Annotated in this window: 15 protein-coding genes; 14 read left to right on the forward strand and 1 reads right to left on the reverse strand. The window is 61.1% G+C overall.

All coding sequences use genetic code 11. The features are described from left to right. Positions 1-66 precede the first annotated feature (66 nt). From K2M58_RS03970 to K2M58_RS04010, 9 genes are all read left to right on the forward strand, one after another. The gene (locus tag K2M58_RS03970; protein ID WP_220678378.1) at positions 67-231 is read left to right on the forward strand and encodes a hypothetical protein; all 165 of its coding nucleotides are present in this window, start codon (positions 67-69) and stop codon (positions 229-231) included. Continuing rightward, positions 228-1,235 (forward strand): dihydroxyacetone kinase subunit DhaK, encoded by a 1,008-nt coding sequence (gene dhaK, locus K2M58_RS03975; RefSeq protein ID WP_220678379.1) that lies wholly within the window; start codon positions 228-230, stop codon positions 1,233-1,235. The genes K2M58_RS03970 and dhaK overlap by 4 nt, the downstream gene beginning before the upstream one ends. Then, positions 1,232-1,921 carry a dihydroxyacetone kinase subunit DhaL gene (gene dhaL, locus K2M58_RS03980; protein WP_252393524.1) on the forward strand — a complete coding sequence of 230 codons (690 nt, stop codon included), beginning with the start codon at positions 1,232-1,234 and terminating at the stop codon, positions 1,919-1,921. The genes dhaK and dhaL overlap by 4 nt, the downstream gene beginning before the upstream one ends. Positions 1,922-2,000: 79 nt before the next feature. Beyond that, entirely contained in the window at positions 2,001-2,417 is a 417-nt protein-coding gene (dhaM, locus tag K2M58_RS03985) for a dihydroxyacetone kinase phosphoryl donor subunit DhaM (protein WP_220678380.1), read from the forward strand. A 292-nt stretch (positions 2,418-2,709) separates the two neighbouring features. Next, entirely contained in the window at positions 2,710-3,357 is a 648-nt protein-coding gene (locus K2M58_RS03990; RefSeq protein ID WP_220678381.1) for a YdcF family protein, read from the forward strand. Positions 3,358-3,404: 47 nt separating this feature from the next. Then, positions 3,405-4,994: a Wadjet anti-phage system protein JetA family protein gene (locus K2M58_RS03995; RefSeq protein ID WP_220678382.1), complete on the forward strand. Its 1,590-nt coding sequence runs from the start codon at positions 3,405-3,407 to the stop codon at positions 4,992-4,994. Positions 4,995-5,088: 94 nt separating this feature from the next. Then, complete coding sequence (locus tag K2M58_RS04000; protein ID WP_252393525.1) at positions 5,089-5,712, forward strand: DUF4194 domain-containing protein; 624 nt, start codon at positions 5,089-5,091, stop codon at positions 5,710-5,712. Positions 5,713-5,743: 31 nt separating this feature from the next. Further along, positions 5,744-9,166 carry an ATP-binding protein gene (locus tag K2M58_RS04005; RefSeq protein ID WP_220678383.1) on the forward strand — a complete coding sequence of 1,141 codons (3,423 nt, stop codon included), beginning with the start codon at positions 5,744-5,746 and terminating at the stop codon, positions 9,164-9,166. After that, the gene (locus tag K2M58_RS04010; RefSeq protein WP_220678384.1) at positions 9,159-10,586 is read left to right on the forward strand and encodes a Wadjet anti-phage system protein JetD domain-containing protein; all 1,428 of its coding nucleotides are present in this window, start codon (positions 9,159-9,161) and stop codon (positions 10,584-10,586) included. The genes K2M58_RS04005 and K2M58_RS04010 overlap by 8 nt, the downstream gene beginning before the upstream one ends. Before the next feature lie 293 nt (positions 10,587-10,879). On the opposite strand, the gene K2M58_RS04015 is transcribed toward K2M58_RS04010, so the two are convergent. Beyond that, positions 10,880-11,062 carry a hypothetical protein gene (locus tag K2M58_RS04015; protein ID WP_220678385.1) on the reverse strand — a complete coding sequence of 61 codons (183 nt, stop codon included), beginning with the start codon at positions 11,060-11,062 and terminating at the stop codon, positions 10,880-10,882. Between K2M58_RS04015 and K2M58_RS04020 the strand changes: the two genes are divergently transcribed. From K2M58_RS04020 to K2M58_RS04040, 5 genes are all read left to right on the forward strand, one after another. Further along, on the forward strand, positions 11,056-12,282 hold the full coding sequence (locus K2M58_RS04020) for a transposase (RefSeq protein ID WP_220678386.1): 1,227 nt from the start codon (positions 11,056-11,058) through the stop codon (positions 12,280-12,282). The two genes, K2M58_RS04015 and K2M58_RS04020, sit on opposite strands and share 7 nt — an antisense overlap. A gap of 70 nt (positions 12,283-12,352) precedes the next feature. Continuing rightward, positions 12,353-13,099, forward strand: coding sequence for an IS607 family transposase (locus tag K2M58_RS04025; protein WP_220678387.1), 747 nt, complete (start codon positions 12,353-12,355; stop codon positions 13,097-13,099). A gap of 238 nt (positions 13,100-13,337) precedes the next feature. Continuing rightward, on the forward strand, positions 13,338-13,715 hold the full coding sequence (locus K2M58_RS04030; RefSeq protein ID WP_220678388.1) for a hypothetical protein: 378 nt from the start codon (positions 13,338-13,340) through the stop codon (positions 13,713-13,715). Further along, positions 13,712-14,752, forward strand: a complete 1,041-nt coding sequence (locus tag K2M58_RS04035) for a hypothetical protein (protein WP_220678389.1) — start codon at positions 13,712-13,714, stop codon at positions 14,750-14,752. Before K2M58_RS04030 ends, K2M58_RS04035 begins: the two co-directional genes overlap by 4 nt. A gap of 293 nt (positions 14,753-15,045) precedes the next feature. Next, positions 15,046-15,777, forward strand: a complete 732-nt coding sequence (locus K2M58_RS04040) for a hypothetical protein (protein ID WP_220678390.1) — start codon at positions 15,046-15,048, stop codon at positions 15,775-15,777. Positions 15,778-15,993 lie beyond the last annotated feature (216 nt).

A 15,993-nucleotide genomic window follows, 5' to 3' on the forward strand; every position in this document is an offset into this window, starting at 1 on the left:
CCTTGATAACGGCGCGAAAAAAATTAGCATAGAATAAAAAGGAGCTAAATAAAAAGGAACTAAGAGATGGACGGCTTCAAACCGATCGAATCCAAACCGATCCGACTGACGCGAGCGATGAAAAATAAGGAAAAAGGAAGCGGACGAGCGAAAATAATGGGCCAATACCGGGCGGGCATGGGGGCTCCGGCGGTGGAGCAAGGCCATCTCGGCGGGGAGGGAGTCCGATGAAAAAGCTGATCAATCGCGTCGAAGACGTTGTCCGGGAAGCGACGGAGGGGCTGGTGGCCGCTCATGCCGATGTTTTGCGGTGGTCGCCGGATCCCCTTTTTGTCTACCGCGCCGGTGCGCCGCGCTCAGGCAAGGTCGCCGTCATCTCCGGCGGCGGCTCGGGGCATGAGCCGCTCCACAGCGGTTATGTCGGCGTCGGTATGCTCGATGCCGCCTGCCCGGGAGAGGTGTTTACCAGTCCGGTTCCCGATCAGATGGTGGCGGCGGCCAAAACGGTCGACGGAGGCGCCGGCGTCCTCTTTATTGTCAAAAATTACACCGGAGACGTGATGAATTTCGAGCTGGCGGAGGAGATGCTGCGGGACGAAGGACTGTCCGTCCGGTCGGTGCTCGTCGCCGACGATGTTGCCGTCGAACACTCGACCTATACCGTCGGTCGACGGGGGGTCGGCGGCACCGTGTTCGTGGAGAAAATCGCCGGTGCCGCCGCCGAAGACGGCGCCACGCTGGAAGAGGTCGCCCGCCTGGCGCAAAAGGCGAGCGAGCGGGTGCGCTCGATGGGCCTCGCGCTTTCGTCGTGTACGGTGCCGGCCCGCGGGGTGCCGACGTTTGAGCTCGCCGACGATGAAATTGAACTCGGGATCGGCATCCACGGCGAGCCGGGGCGGGAGCGGATCAAGTGGGAGATGGCCGACGCGCTGACGGATCGGTTGCTTCAGCCGATCCTCGAGGAGCTCGCCCTCCGATCCGGCGATCGGGTCATCGCGATGGTCAACGGCATGGGCGGCACGCCGCTCATGGAACTTTACATCGTCTACCGGCGGCTTCATGCCCGACTTTCTGCTCTGGGCGTGTCGATCGACCGGCGGCTTGTCGGCAATTACATCACCAGTCTCGAGATGCAGGGCGTCTCGCTGACCCTTCTCAAGGCCGACGACGAGCTTTTGCACCTCTGGGATCGGCCGGTCCGGACTCCGGCACTCCGGTGGGGGGATGGACGGTGACGGGCGGCCGGGACGCGATCGACGCCGCGGCGGTTCGGGCGTTCATCCGGCGATACGCCGCCCTCATCGAGGCGCGCCGGGAGGAGCTCACGGCGCTCGATGCCGCCATCGGCGATGCCGATCACGGGACGAACATGGACCGGGGCCTGAAAAAGGCCCTCGAACGGTTGCCGGAGGGCGATGCTCTGCCGGCAGACGTCTTGAAAAGCACCGCGATGGCGCTCCTTTCCCACGTCGGCGGTGCCGCGGGACCGCTTTACGGGACAGCGTTTTTGCGGGCGGCCCGGGCGGTCGAAGGGCTGCCGGCACTTTCGCCGGAAGACGTGCTCCGGGCGTTTCAAGCCGCCCTTGCCGGGATCGAAGAGCGGGGCAAGGCGGCGCCCGGAGACAAAACGATGGTCGATGCGTTTCGGCCGGCCGTCGAGGCGCTGGAGACGGCGCTTCGTTCGGGTCGTTCCCTCGAAGAAGCGCTTCAGGCGGCCCACCGGGCGGCCCTGGCCGGATCCGAGGCGACGATTCCGCTGGTGGCGAAAAAGGGCCGGGCGAGCTACCTCGGCGAACGCGCCCGCGGCCATCGGGATCCGGGGTCGCTGAGCGCAGCGCTTTTGTTCCAGGCGGCGGCCGGGGAGGTTCCGAAGAAATCCGGGGAGGACGGCGGCCAAATTGGCGGCGCCGCCGGCCGGTGAATCGGTGGGGTCGGCAAAGTCGGCGGCGGACGGTTGGCGTCTCCAAATGGACGGGCAGGCTCAAAAAGGCGGTGAAACGATGCAAACGGCGGCCGGCAACGTCGCTTTGGTGATCGTCTCCCACAGCCGCGCCCTGGCCGAAGGGGTGCGGGAGCTTGCGGCAGGGATGGGCGGCCCGGGCGTGGCGATCTATGTCGCCGCCGGGACGCCGGACGGCGGACTCGGCACCGATACCGAGGAAGTTCGCCGGACGCTCCTTCAGGCGCTTGAAGCAAGAGAGGCAGCGGTCCTCCTTTTTGATCTCGGAAGCGCCTATCTGAGCAGCACCGCGGCGCTCGAACTTCTCGACGAGCCGTTTCGCGAAAGGGTCGTCATCGCTGATGCGCCGCTCGTGGAAGGGGCGATCGCGGCAGCGGTCGAAGCTGCCCTCGGCAAGGAGGTGGGTGAGGTTAAGGCCGCCGCCGAGTCGGTGCGTTCGTTAAAGAAAATAACGTAGGATCCCGATCATAAGCCCCCTTTGTTTCTCTTCGGGGCTACTCCTGTGTTCCGTTTGTACCGCCACATTGACGAACGGCTGTGCACCGAACGGCTGATGGTTCGGCAGTAGGGAGAGCGCGCTTCTTTTCGGCCGCCCGGCAAACGCGCTTAGGCCGCCCGGCAACCACGTCGACGTGATGCTCATTTTGCTCAAGGCGGGACCTCGGTGCGGGTGGCTGATGCGTTAAAATGAGCGATGCATTAAAATTGAAGGCAAGGTGTCCGTAAACGGTTGAGGAGTGCCTTGAGAGATGGACGCATGGCGTGCGCTTTTCGGTCGCTTGACGTTGGGGCGAAGGCGGCGCGCGAAGCGGAGCCGTTTGCGGATCGCGCTTTTGACGCTGGCCCTTCTCTTTTTAATCCCCGAAGGGCTGGTGATCGGCTTTCCGTTCTGGTCGAAGCCCGCCTCCGCCGACGTCATCATCGTCCTCGGCGCCAACGTCGACGCTCGCGGGCCGAAGCCGTTCTATCGGGCGCGGTTGGATGAGGCCGTGCGGCTGTATGAGGCCGGCTACGCCCCGGTGATCATCACCACCGGGGGACAGGGGCCGACGGAGCCGATTTCGGAGGGCATCGCCGGGCGCGACTATTTGATCGCCCGCGGCGTACCGCCGGAGGCGATCGTGGCGGAGACTTCATCGACGTCGACGTTGGAAAATCTCATCCACGCCCGCCGCATCATGGCCGAGCGCGGCGACGCGACGGCGATCATCGTCTCCAACCGTTTTCATCTCTTTCGCGCCATGCTGCTCGCCCGCTTCACGGAGGTTGAAGCGTCGTACGCGGGGGTTTTCGTCGGCGAATACTGGCCGGAGGAAATCGTCGGCCATCTTCGGGAGGTCCCGGCGATCTACTTCAATGCGCTGCGCGGTCTTTGGAGGCTGTATGACGCCGGTTGACGATCGATGATAGGGGGATGCCAGGACGACATGGAGATGCCAGGACAATGAAACTCTTTGAAGTGTTGCCGGAGCGCTTTTTTTCGCCGCTTTCCGGTCCGAACAAGCACATCTACGCTGATGCGGCGCTCCTTCTCTACGAGGAGTCGCGGAAAGCGCGGTTCGGCATTCCGCTCGAAGTGCTCCGCGACTCGTTTCAAGAACTGTTTGAGTCATGGATCGAACAGGGCTTAAGCGGCGCGCTGGACGAATTCGACGGGGAAGCGAACGAAGGCGCTCCGGAAACGCCAGAAAGTTCGGTAACGAACCCTTCTGGAACGCCCGAAAACCTTCCGGGTATGACCGAAGATGCGCGGCAGAAGGCGAACGCGCTCATCCGCCGTCTGGCGGAAATCGGCTGGATCGACATCGAGACGCGGGAGTCGTTCCGCGATTACGTCGTCCTGCCTGCCTATACGAACCGCTTTTTGGCGCTCCTGAACGAACTTGCGGATCCAAAGGCGATCGAATACCAGCGCTTTGCCTTCGCCACGTACGGCGTGCTCACCGGCGAGGAAGCCAGACGCCGCCCGGCGCTCGCCGTCCGTGAAGCGCGGGAGATGACGCTTTCCTTTGAACGGGAGCTTTTGACGCTCTATCAGAACATGAAGCACCACATGGAAACGGTCGTTAAGCAGTCGTCGCTGGGAGACGTGCTCGTCCACCATTTTGAGGTGTATCAAAGCGAGATCATCGACAAAAGCTATCATCGCCTGAAGACGTCCGACCACGTCTCCCGCTATCGGCTGCAGATCTTAAATACCGTTCGGGAGTGGCGCCTCGACGCCGAGCGGATGGAGCAGACGATCCGAAACGGTCTGGAGGAGAAATTTTACGCTTCGCGGGAAGAGGCCGAGCGGGATCTTACGTCGGCGCTCGATACGATCGAATCGGTCTACAACGACATGGACGAGATTCTTTATCAGATCGATTTGCGGCATCATCAATACGTGCGGGCTTCCTTCGACCGGGCGCGATACTTAAGCCGCCAGCACGACGGGCTCGATCAGGCGCTGGCGCAAATCCTGGACGCCCTGGCCCGGGCGCCGGAAGAGAGCGTATTCGGGGCGTCTTCGGAGGACGAACCGGCGTTTGCGCCGGAAGGCACGTCGTATGCCCCGGAAGACGTCCCGGGGAGCGCTCCGGAAAGGACTCAGGCGGTGTCGCTGCCTTCGCTGTTTCCCTTCAGACGCGCGGAAGCGGCCGTTCCGGATTCGCTCATGACGCCCAGAAGGCGCGCCCGTGCGCATCAGATGGCGCCACACGTCGTTTTGCCCGTCCCGGACGCGCTTCGGCAGGCGGTTCAGGCCGAGAGCAGGAAGCGTCTTCAGACGGCCATCACGCGAGCCAAAGTCGAGGCCGCCGTCCGGGAGCGTCTCGGTTCGCGCCAGGCGATGGAGCTCGCCGAATGGGCGCCGGAACGCCCGGAGGAAGCGCTCCTTTTGCTCTACATTTACGTTTACGGCCAAGACGGCGGATCGTCTTTTCTTCTGGAGCGGATCGAACCGCGGGAGATGGTCGCGTCCGGACCGTATACGTTCGCCAACCACCGGCTCGTTCTTCGGCGAGGGGGGCGGGATGGCGACGCGCGTTCATGACGAACGCGAAAAAATGGGCGCCTCGACGGTCGTAAGAAAACGATCGCCTAAGAAGACCCGAAGAAGACCGCGACTTCAGAAAGAGGGACAAGCCGTGTTTGAGGAAGCGCTCGGCGAACGCGAAAGGGAACGGTTGAGCGATGTGATCAACCGGTTGATCGCGGTGAATTTTCTCGTAAGGGATAAAGAGCGCGAACGGTATGCGATCATTCGCCGCGAGCGCGATCGGCTGGAACGATTTTTTCGTTTCCTCGGCTGGGATTTCATCATCGACGAAAGCCACGAGGTCGTCTTCGTCGCGCCGCCGGGCGCGGCGCTAAGGCGGAATTTCAATCGGGAGGAGACGATCTGGCTCCTCATCCTGCGCCTGATCTACGAAGAAAAACGGCATGCCTTATTGCTTTCCCGTCAGCCGGTCGTGACCCTCGCCGAGATTCGCGCCAAGTATGAGACGTTTCGCCTGCCGCTTCCCGGGCGGACGGCGCTCGAGCGGCTCGTTCGCCTTGTGCGCGGTTACCAGCTTTTAGATCCCCTCGACGGGGAGGGTCTCACCGACGACAGCCGGTATGTGCTGCACCATACGTGGCTGTATGCGGTCGACACGCAGGAGATTCTCGCCCTTCAGGAAAAGATCGCCCGCTTTTCCCAATCGACGGATCGGGAGGGCGAAACCGGCGAAGGCGACGACGAAGAGGACGCAGCGGATCGCGCGGAATGACGGTAGACGATATCGGGTCTGGGGGTCGTAGGTGTTGAAGTGGCTCACCGCCCTCCGTTTGATCAACTGGCATTATTTTATCGACGAAACGTTGACCTTCGGCCGAAGGACGCTGATCACCGGCAAAAACGCGACCGGCAAGTCGACGATCATCGATGCGCTTCAGGTGCTCTTCATCGCCGATCAGCGCCAAATCCGTTTCAATGCCGCCGCCCACGAAGACGCCAAGCGCAAGATGATCGACTATCTGCGGGGCAAAGTGAGCGATGAGGACCGGCATGCGCTTCGAGACGGCGATTTTACGACCTACATCGTCGCCGAATTTGACGATACGGACAAGGCGGAGCCGTTCGTCGTCGGCGCCGTGATCGACGTGTTTGCGGATGAACAATACGAGACCGAGTATTTCATCCTGGCGGAAACGCGTCTTCAAGAACTCTCCTTTCTTGAGGCAAACGGCGCGCTCAGAAACCGCGAGTCCTTCCGTCGCGCGCACATGGGATTCGGCGGACGGCGGGTCATATTCGAACGGAACAAGGACGAATACCGCAGGCAACTCTTAACCCGCCTGGGGAGTCTCCGCGATCGCTTTTTCAATGTCTTCTCCAGGGCGATTGCCTTTCAACCAATCCGCAGTGTGCGCGATTTCGTCGAACAGTATTTGTTGGAACCGAAACCGCTGAAAGTCGATCTGCTTCGGGAAAACTTCCAGCTCTATGAACGCTACCGGCACGAGCTCGAGGGGCTGGAAGCGCGCCAAAAAGCGCTCCTTTCCATCCGCGGGACGTACAGGGAGTATGAAAAGTGGCACCGGACGGCCATCGAACAAGATTATGTCGTCCGCGAACTGAGGCGGTTTTTGGCCGAAGCGGACTGGAAGGCGCATCAGGAACGGCTGGAGAAGCTTCGCGCGGCGCATGAAGAGGCGATCGAACGACAAAGGCAGGCGGAAGAAGGCGAACGGCGGGCTCGGGAAGCGGCCGAGGCGGCTTACGAGCGGTGGAAGGGCCATGAAGCGGGCGTGCGCCTTAAGGCGTTGGAGGAGAAGATCGCCGAGCTTCGCCGGACGCTTGAGGATAAAGAGAGGGCATATCAAAAGCTGCTTCACGATTTGGACGATCTTGCTCACGTCCTTATGGAGTTCGCCGAATGGCCCGGGGCGGGAGGATGGGTGTGGAGCGACGCGGATCGGGAGCGGACTTGGCGCTTCATCGAAGGGGTCGGTGCCCTGAGGCATCGGATCGCCGCCGGGACGCCTCTTGATGCCGCATCTCAGTCTGCTTTTCTGGAAGCGGGGACGGCGCTCGCCGACTGGCAGCGCCGGCTCGTCGAAGAACGCACGCGATTGGGCGATCGACTCCGGCAGCTGGATGAAGAGATCAAGCGGACCCAGGAGGAACTCGACCGCCTCCACCGGCGGCAGGTCACCTACCCGAACGATGTGGAGCGGCTGAAGGCCCTGCTCGAAGAGCGCCTGGCGGGGCGTTCTCCGGTCATCATCTTCTGCGAACGGATGGAAGTGCGCGATGAGGAATGGCGGAACGCCATCGAAGGGTATTTGAATACCCAGCGTTTCGATCTCCTCGTCGCGCCGGAAGTCTTCGGCGAAGCGCTCCGCCTTTATGAGCGGGAAAAGAAGGCCCGGGGCATCGAGGGCGTCGGGCTCGTCGATACGGAAAAAGAACGGCGTTATCTGGGGACGGCGCGGCGCGGGTCGCTGGCGGAAGAGCTGGAGACGCACGATCCACTCGTCCAGGCGCACATCGATCACCTGCTCGGACAGGTGATGAAGGCCGACGATGAAGCGGCGCTTCGCGCGCACCGCACGGCGGTGACGCGGACGGGCATGGTTTATCACAACTTCGTCGCCCGTCAGTTGCGCAAAAAGACGTACGAAGAGCCGTTCATCGGCGAGAAGGCGATCCCCAGGCAGATCGAACGCCGCAAAGAAGCGTTGATTCGCCTTCGTGCAGACCGCGAGGGGCTTAGGGCGGCGTCGGCGGAGGTCGAATGGTGGGAAAAGCGTTTGAGCGAAGAGGTCGAGAAGTTCAGGTGGATGAAGGAACACCTCACGATCGCGGAAACGATCGGCGAACTCCGTACTCACCTCGCCGAAGCGGAAGGTGAGCGCGCGGTGCTCTTGAGTTCCGACCTGTACAAGGAACTCGAGCGGCTTGAAGCGGATTACCGCGGCTGGCGCAAAGAAGAACAGAAGCTCAAGGAAGAAAATGCTGAATGGACGAAAAAAGCGTCGGAGCTCAAAGTCTTGCGGGATCATGCGGAAGCGGACGTTCGCAAGGCGAAAGAGGCTCTGGAGCAAGCGACCGCCGTCGTTTCGGAGTGGCTTTCGGCGTACGGCGCGTACGTCGATACGGCGCGGGAGCGCCTGAAGGAGGCGTGGGGGGAAGAGGCCCCGTCCCCGTTCCAGGCGCCTGACCCATCGCCGGCATCGGCACGATGGCCGGAGACGGCAACACCGGTGCTGCAAGAAACGCTGGCCCGGAAGATCGACAACTGGGAGAACAACCGCAGGGGCAATTTGACGCGGCGCGATCAGGCCTTTCAGGAATTGATCCGACAGCGGACGGAATTCAACTTGCGGTATGGGTTTGTCGCTTCGCCGGACACACCGGACAACGCGGCTTTCGACCGGCTGCTCGAGCAGCTCGAGCAGGTCGATCTGCCGGTCTACCGGGAGAAAGCGGAGGCGGCGCGCCGGCAGTCGGAAGAGGAGTTCAAAGCGAGTTTCGTCTTTCAGCTGAGGGAAGCGCTGCAGGCGGCGAAGAGCGAGTTCGAGGAGCTCAACTACGCGCTTCGGCATTTCCCCTTTTCCGACGACCGGTATGCCTTTGAGGTCAAGGCGCACCCGCGAATGAAAGCCGTCTATGACGCGGTCATGGACCCCTTTTTGCTCGAGCGCGACGAGGGGCCGTCGCTGTTCGCCCCGTCGGAAGACGAACGCGCGCAGGTGCTCGCGGGACTGTTTGAAAGGCTCGTCCGCGGGGAGGCAGGGGACCTCGAAACGTTCACGAACTACCAAAATTACCTGGATTTTGATCTGGTCATCTCGAATTCGGCCGGGAGCTATCGATTCTCCAAATACCTGCGTGAAAAATCGGGCGGGGAGACGCAGACGCCGTTTTATATCGCCATTCTCGCTTCGTTTTATCACCTGTACCGTTCCCGAAAGACGCTGCGCCTCGTCGTCTTTGACGAAGCGTTCAACAAGATGGACGAAGCGCGTATCGAGGCCAGCCTGAAGCTGATCAAACAGCTCGAACTCCAGCTTATCGCCGTCGCGCCGGATGAAAAAATGCAACACATGTTTCCGCACATGACGACGACGCTCGTCGTCAGCCGGGTGGGACATCATTCGTTCGTCGATCCGCTTTCCTATGTCCCGGCCGGCGAAGCCGCCGGAGACGATCGCGGAGAGGTCGATGCCGATGAATGAAGCAACCTTTAAGCGTGCGTTCCAGGAACGGCTGCTCGGGGAGCTGTTGGACCGCTATGAACGGAGCGTGCGGCGCCGCCCGGACCACCGGCCGGAGGGGCATCGGCCGGGGGCCCGTCGCCCGCAGCTGGTTTTGCGGAAGAGTGCTTTTTGGACGGATTATACGGACGAAATGGACTACAAAAAGCGGGTTTGGATGAATGACGTCTGCCGGGCGCTCGCCGCCTCCGGCGTTCTTTCGCTCAAATGGGAGCGCTTTCGAGAGGGAGACATGCTCGAACGGGTGCAGCTGGAATGGGGCGGGATCGACGCCGCCTATCGTCTGATCGGGCGCGATCCGTATGACGCCGTGCTCGAGCGCCTGCGGTCGGTGCTGAGCCCCCTTCAGGATCATCCGTGGACATGGGTGCGCGACCTGTGGGTGGAGATCGACGGACGGCTTGCGGAACACCGTCGGCCTTCGGCCCCGTTTGACGATCCGGAGGCGGCCGCTCCCCTCGTCCGGGTGCTTTTGGCATTGCCGCATGTCGACGAAGACGGCGAACTGAAGCGCCTGTTCAGCCAGCGGCTGTTTGGCGACAGCAAATATTTTGAGCGCCACGTCGAGCGACGCTTGTTGATGCTTTTAAAACGGCATGCGCCAACGGACGTCCTGGCGTGGGATCCCGACCATGAAGCGTCAGACGACGGTCCTCAAAGTCGTGAAGTGCTCCTCGACAGCGTGGGCATCCTCGACAATCCGGGATCCCTCTGGTTGAACGGACCGATCGTTCTTAAAACCCGGCGGCAGGGAAATGGGCAGGCGGCGGAAGGCCCGCCCGCCCATCGCGTTTCTGCCTCAGAAAAGCGGCCGAACCTCGAAGAACGGTTGAACTTCGAGGCCCTATCCGGCGGCGTCGGCCTGTCCTCATCGTTCCTCCGCCGGTCGGAGATCGTCGGCCTGGACGTCGAACGCATCGTTTTGATCGAAAACTGGACCAGCTTTCATCAATGGGTGCATGAACGCGCCGGAGCACCGGAGCTTGTCATCTATACCGGCGGCTTTCCGCGCCGGATCGTGCAGCGGTTTTTGGCGCAACTGGCGTCCTATCGGGCAGAGAGCGCATCGGCGCGGGGCATTCCCGTCTATCACTGGGGAGACATCGACATCGGCGGGATCCGGATCGTTTCGTTTTTGAAAACGCGTTTTTTCCCGGATCTCATTCCGCTGCTCATGGACGTCGAGACGCTGGAAGCGTACCGGGATCGGGCCATGGCCGTCGATGAAGGGTATGCACGAACGGCGGCGGCGCTCCATGACGATCCGCGCTATGAGGCATGGCGTCCGGTCTTGCGGTGGATCGCCGACCGCCGCCTCCGGCTGGAGCAGGAAAGCATCGATTCGGTCAAAGATGCGCTCGAACGCAGGGGTCGGATGTAGCGTCCGGTTGAATGGCTCTGTCTTGTTCGTCAGCATGAAGCGGCGGCTTGGCCTCGCGCGAGCGTTCGTGGAGCGGCCGGAGTGACGATGCTTCTTGCGAGCCCCATTCGGGAGGACATCGAGGCGCTGAGCGACCTCTCTTGAAGGAACGGCAAAAAACCGGCCAAATCGGCGATCCGCCCAAAAAAACGGCGATCTGCCAAAAGGAGCAAAGGAGGTTCGTAGCAGTTACAAATAACCGGCCTGTTCTCGACTTAAACTCCCTGTCTTGATACTAATGGAACTTCTATCCATTAGAAGGCCGGTGAAAAACCCCATCGCTTTGAAGGAAAACTGGACTCATGGATCGAATTCATTCCATCAAAGCAAGCAAGCATCCCTTTCTCAAAAAGGAGATTCAAACCTGCGGCCTCGACGATTGACTTCTCATCAACCCAAATGGTTTCAGCATATTGATATGGAAGCCCTCGTGCCACAAAATCACATCCTTCGCCAAATCGATCGCGTCTTGGACTTCTCTGCGATCCATGAGTGGGTCGCCCCGCTTTATTCGGAACGCACCGGACGTCCGGCCGTCGATCCGGAACTCGTCATGCGGATCATCTTACTTTCTTACCTCTTCAATCACTCTGAGCGGGAACTCTTTCAAACGCTCCCCATGCACGCCGGTTATTTGTGGTTCTTAGGGCTCGATTTTGAGTCCGTACTTCACCCGGAGGCCGGGGGTCCGCGGCTTCCGGATCGTACGACCGTGGTCAAAACACGGAAACTTTGGCGCAGGCACGGCATTTTTGAGAAAGCCATGCGCCATGTGGTGGATCAGTGCATCGCCGCAGGGCTCGTTCAGCCGGAAGTGCATGTCGCAGTGGACGGTACGCTTGTCCGAGCCAATGCTTCCATCCACAGTTTAAAGCCCATCGCGCCGGCCCCCGTGGAGTCGCTTGACGCTTATCTGGCCCGGCTGGAGGAAGAAGATCGCTCGTTTTCCGACGGCGGAGACGAAGACGACTCCTCTCCGTCTGACCCCCATCCTCCCGATCCGGGCCCGAACCTTTCATCCCCCGGCTCCCCTTCGGCTTCGTCGGGAAGGCCACCCAAGAAGCCGGGCGATTTTCGGGGGGAGCGGTTTTCCAACCGGACCCACCGGAGCATGACCGATCCGGATGCCCGCCTTTATCGAAAGAGCTCCGGTCAAGAAGCCCATTTGCGTTATCTCATTCATCATACGGTGGACACCCGCTCCTCCGTCATCTTGCGGACCCAGGCCAAGATCATCACGGGCACTGCGGAACGAGAGGCCGCCATCGAAGCTCTGCTGCACATCCGGCGTGAGCACCCCTCTCTTCGCATTCAAAGCGTCTCCGGAGACGGTGGATATGCCGATACGGAAACGCTCGATCGGCTTTTGAAGATGGACATCGTTCCCCTCATTCCCGTGCGATCGCTTCAAAAAGAAGCGCTCCCCGGGTGGCGCCGAGCCGTTCGGGATCCGGAGAAAGCACGCCAAAGATGGAGCAAGATCAAGGCGGTGCTCGTTCGGAACAAAGTGCGTCGCCTGAATGGTCAAACGCATTACCGAGCCATTCGGAAACGACGCGTTGTCATTGAACGTCTTTTTGCCGAAGGCAAAGAGCAGCACGGCTTAAGCCGTGCTCGAAGCCGTGGCTTGGAAGCGATGCTGGGGAAGCCATCCTGACGGCTGTAGTGCAGAATCTCAAACGATTAAGCCGGTATGTGCGGAAGCGCCCACAGACCGGGAGTTCCGTGTGCCTCAAACCGGCATACGAAAGGCTCACAAGGGGAGTGGCGGCGTTTTTGACGGTTCTATTCGTTCGGACGTCACACCTCGTCGGGCGAAGATGGTCGATCCAGTGGACTTAATTCACCAGCCTTTTAGCGAAGCGGCGAAAAAGCTCGGCGCGCACCCCAACCGTCTCCGGGAATGGGAGAAAAAAGGGCTCATTCATCCGATCCGGCTTCCGAGCGGCCACAGAAGGTACCCGGTAGAAGAAATCGACCGCATTCTGAAGACAGGAGGGATGGAACTTCCGGAACCCGATGCGGTCGCTCTCTACGCCCGGGTATCGACGAAAAAACAGGCCGACGCGGGAAACCTCGAGCGGCAACTGGAAAGGCTTCGGGCTTACGCCGGGGAGAAAGGATACCGGGTGGCCGCCGAGTACGCGAACGTGGCCTCCGGCCTGAATCAGAAGCGCCGCGGATTGGACCGAATGCTCAGGGCGGCCGAACAGGGCGAGTTCAAAAGACTTCTCATTGAATCTCCCGACCGCCTGGCTCGTTTCGGTTTCGACTATCTCGAACGGCATCTGATGTACTGTGGCGTAAAAATCGAAGTGATCTCACAGAAAGAACCGGAAGAGGCACAAGCGGAGCGGGTTCAGGATCTTCTGGCCATCGTCACGTCTTTTTCCGCCCGGATCGACGGCTCCCGAGGGGGAAGGAAAATCCGCCGGGGCTTTCAGGAGCTGATGCGGCGTGTCCATAGAGAATAGTTTCACGATCGTTGGGGAATTCTTCCCCGAGGTTTACCCGGCCTTTCGGTCCAGAAAGTGGGCCCGGGGTGAAGAAGATCCCCTGACCACCGAGATGCGGCTTTTCTCCGCCTGCCTGCGGTGGGCTTACAGGCGGATTTTGAAGGGAGTTTCCCGCACGGAAATCAAAAAGCAAGGGCAGGATCTTTTCGGCCTCAACTCCCGCTCCGTCGACGATGCCCGCCTTAAGGCGCAAGGGATGATCGATGCGCAGAAAGAACTTCTGGAGCTGGAGATCGAAACGACCGAAGCGAAGCTTCGGCGGGCGAGAAAGAAACTCGGCTGGGCCATGGAGAAACGGAGCCGGGCCGAAAAGAACGGCCTCTCGAAAGACGAACTCCGGACGCTCGATCGGACCGTCCGGGCAAGACAGACGCGCGTTTCCGCGCTGGAACAGAAACTGAACGAGCTGAGAGAGCACAAAGAAAACGGAACCGTCCCGCCTGTGATCTTTGGAGGGAGAAAACGCTGGCGAAAAGTCGTCAAGGGATCGGTAACCCGGGACGAATGGCGTGCGGCCCGAAAGAACCGGCTCTACGCCCGCGGAGACCGCACAAAGGCGGAAACCCCAACGTGAAGATCGCGTTTGACGGGCATGAATTCCGCATGGCCGTCACGATTTCTCATCTGTCGGAGCCGACCGGTGTGGACGCCCTGGGTCGACCGATCATGAGCCGGGCCCCCCGCGTCCTTGGGCGACTCTGGATTCCCCCAAAGCACCGGGCGCGCCTTCTCGGATGGCTCGCCGAAAAGCGGGCGTACACCGTGGAACTGATCCGGGGCCTGGACGGACGCTTTCGCGTTCACATCGCGCTGGAACTGGACGAACGTCCCGAACCGGATCTTTCCCGCGGCGTTCTTTCCGTCGACACCAATCCCGACGGCCTTGGGATTGCCAACGTCTCTTCCCACGGCCTTCCCGAACCGTGGCCGAAGGGATTTCAGATTCCCGATTCGAAGAATCCGGGCAAATACAACGGGGAATTTCAGATCATCTCCTATCCTTCGGGTTTTCTGACCATCCGGGTCCCCGAACTCGCCTACGCTTCCGGGTTCCGGCGCCGGTATCTCATCGGCGTCCTGGCCAGGGTGGTCGTGGACATCGCCAAAGCGTTGGGGAAACCTCTTGCGATGGAAACGCTGAGTTTCGATCAGGGGAGGCTGGACCGGGGAAAAACGTTCAACCGGATGGCCTCCCAGTTTCCCTATGCGATGGTCCTTCAGGCGTTGATGCGGCGGGCGGTCAAAGAGAACGTTGGGTACAAACAAGTCCCGCCCCAGCACACCTCCACCATCGGCCGGCTCAAGTACGAAAAGAAGTACGGCGTTTCCGTTCACTGCGCGGCGGCCCTGGTCATCGGCAGGCGGGCCATGGGTTTCCGGGAGCGTATCACGCGCGAGGTACGAGACTTTGTGCTTCGGGTGAAAGAACGGCTGAAACCGACGGGAAGTCCTTTGCCGAGGGAAGGAACCGGGATGACCCGGAGGGTCGAGGCCGCGCTTCAAGCGTTGGAGACGAAGCTTCACCGGCACAACGGGCTTGCCCGCTGGCAGCAGGAAAGCTTCTTCTCCTGCTGGCGCGAACTCAAGATCCTCGCTTTGGCCTTCCGGTAACCCCGTTTAGCCGGGGGTTCGGACAAACCCGGTAGGGCGAATCTGACAGATCGGTGCTCGCGGTGGCGGCTTTCGCCACCTCTCCCCCGGCGCCCTCCGTTCTGCGGGTGCAACGCGCACTCCGTCCGGCCGTGCAGACGAGACCGGGGGACGGGGAAGGATGACCTTCCCGTGAGCACACCGGGTGGGACGCCCGGGCCCAGACCCCGATTTCCGAAAGGAGGTGAATGCCTGGTTCGGCGGGGTCCCTGCCTGAAGTTCAATTCAGGTAGGTTTTACGAACCAGGTCCGGCATGTTCGAGCGCCTCGGAGGGGTGCGCCCGCTTTTGATCGGGCTGGTCGGAGCGATGGCGGTCGCGCTTTTCGGGATGCTGATTCGATGGGGCCCGTTTTTTAAGGAGCCATCCCCCCCGTCTGTGGAACCGGAACCGCTTTTTGCGCTTTCGAGTGACAAGAAGCTTTCCCTGTCTGGTTCCCCCGCCAAAGACTTCTCCACGTATCCCGGTCGTCCGAACGCCCGCATTGTCACCGTTTCGATCGACCTTGATCCGACGATGAGTCGATGGAGCCATCCGCTTGAACGTCCGACCCTGGACGAACTGAACCGGAAGCTCGATCATCCGGTATCTTCCCTCAATGTCTCGGCGGCTTGCGGGATCAAAGGCGAACCGCCGATCGCGGAAGCGTCGGCGACCGCTGTGTCGGGTGGATCGGATGCGGAGGGAGAAAAAGCCGCACAGACGCACGCTCTAGGCACGACCTTTCGAGAAGCCGTTCCCTATCGTTTCGGGAGCTCCGAAGGCATTTCGATCTCGAAGGTGCTGCAGGCGTTTTCCGTTCCGAATCCGCCGGAAATCCGCCTCGACGGGACCCAAACCCTCAGCTTCGCGGCCGAGCCGGGGAAAGTCCGGGTGATGGAAGTGCTGCCGTATTATACCGTCTATCATATAAGCTTCGAAAAACCGGCGGGGCGCGCCTGGCTTTGGGTGCCCACCGGGGTGTGTGCGATCGGTTATGTGATGTGACTTCTTCGACGGAGGAGAAACGACGCTGTAGCGGTAGCGTCGCCCCCCGCCGCCCAAAGCGAACGGCTCCCGGGGCGAATTGAATCGTGTGCCCGGGAGCCGTTTTTTGCGTTCCTTCGCAGCGGCCCGTTTCGAAGTCGCAGACCGGGCCGGCCATCTCATCGAAGGCCTCGACGATGAGGCGGCCGGGAGCTCGAGGTTCCGCGTTGCCACGCA

Origin of the sequence: Hydrogenibacillus sp. N12 (assembly GCF_019645935.1) — a bacterium.
GTDB classification, from domain to species: domain Bacteria; phylum Bacillota; class Bacilli; order Thermicanales; family DSM-22653; genus Hydrogenibacillus; species Hydrogenibacillus schlegelii.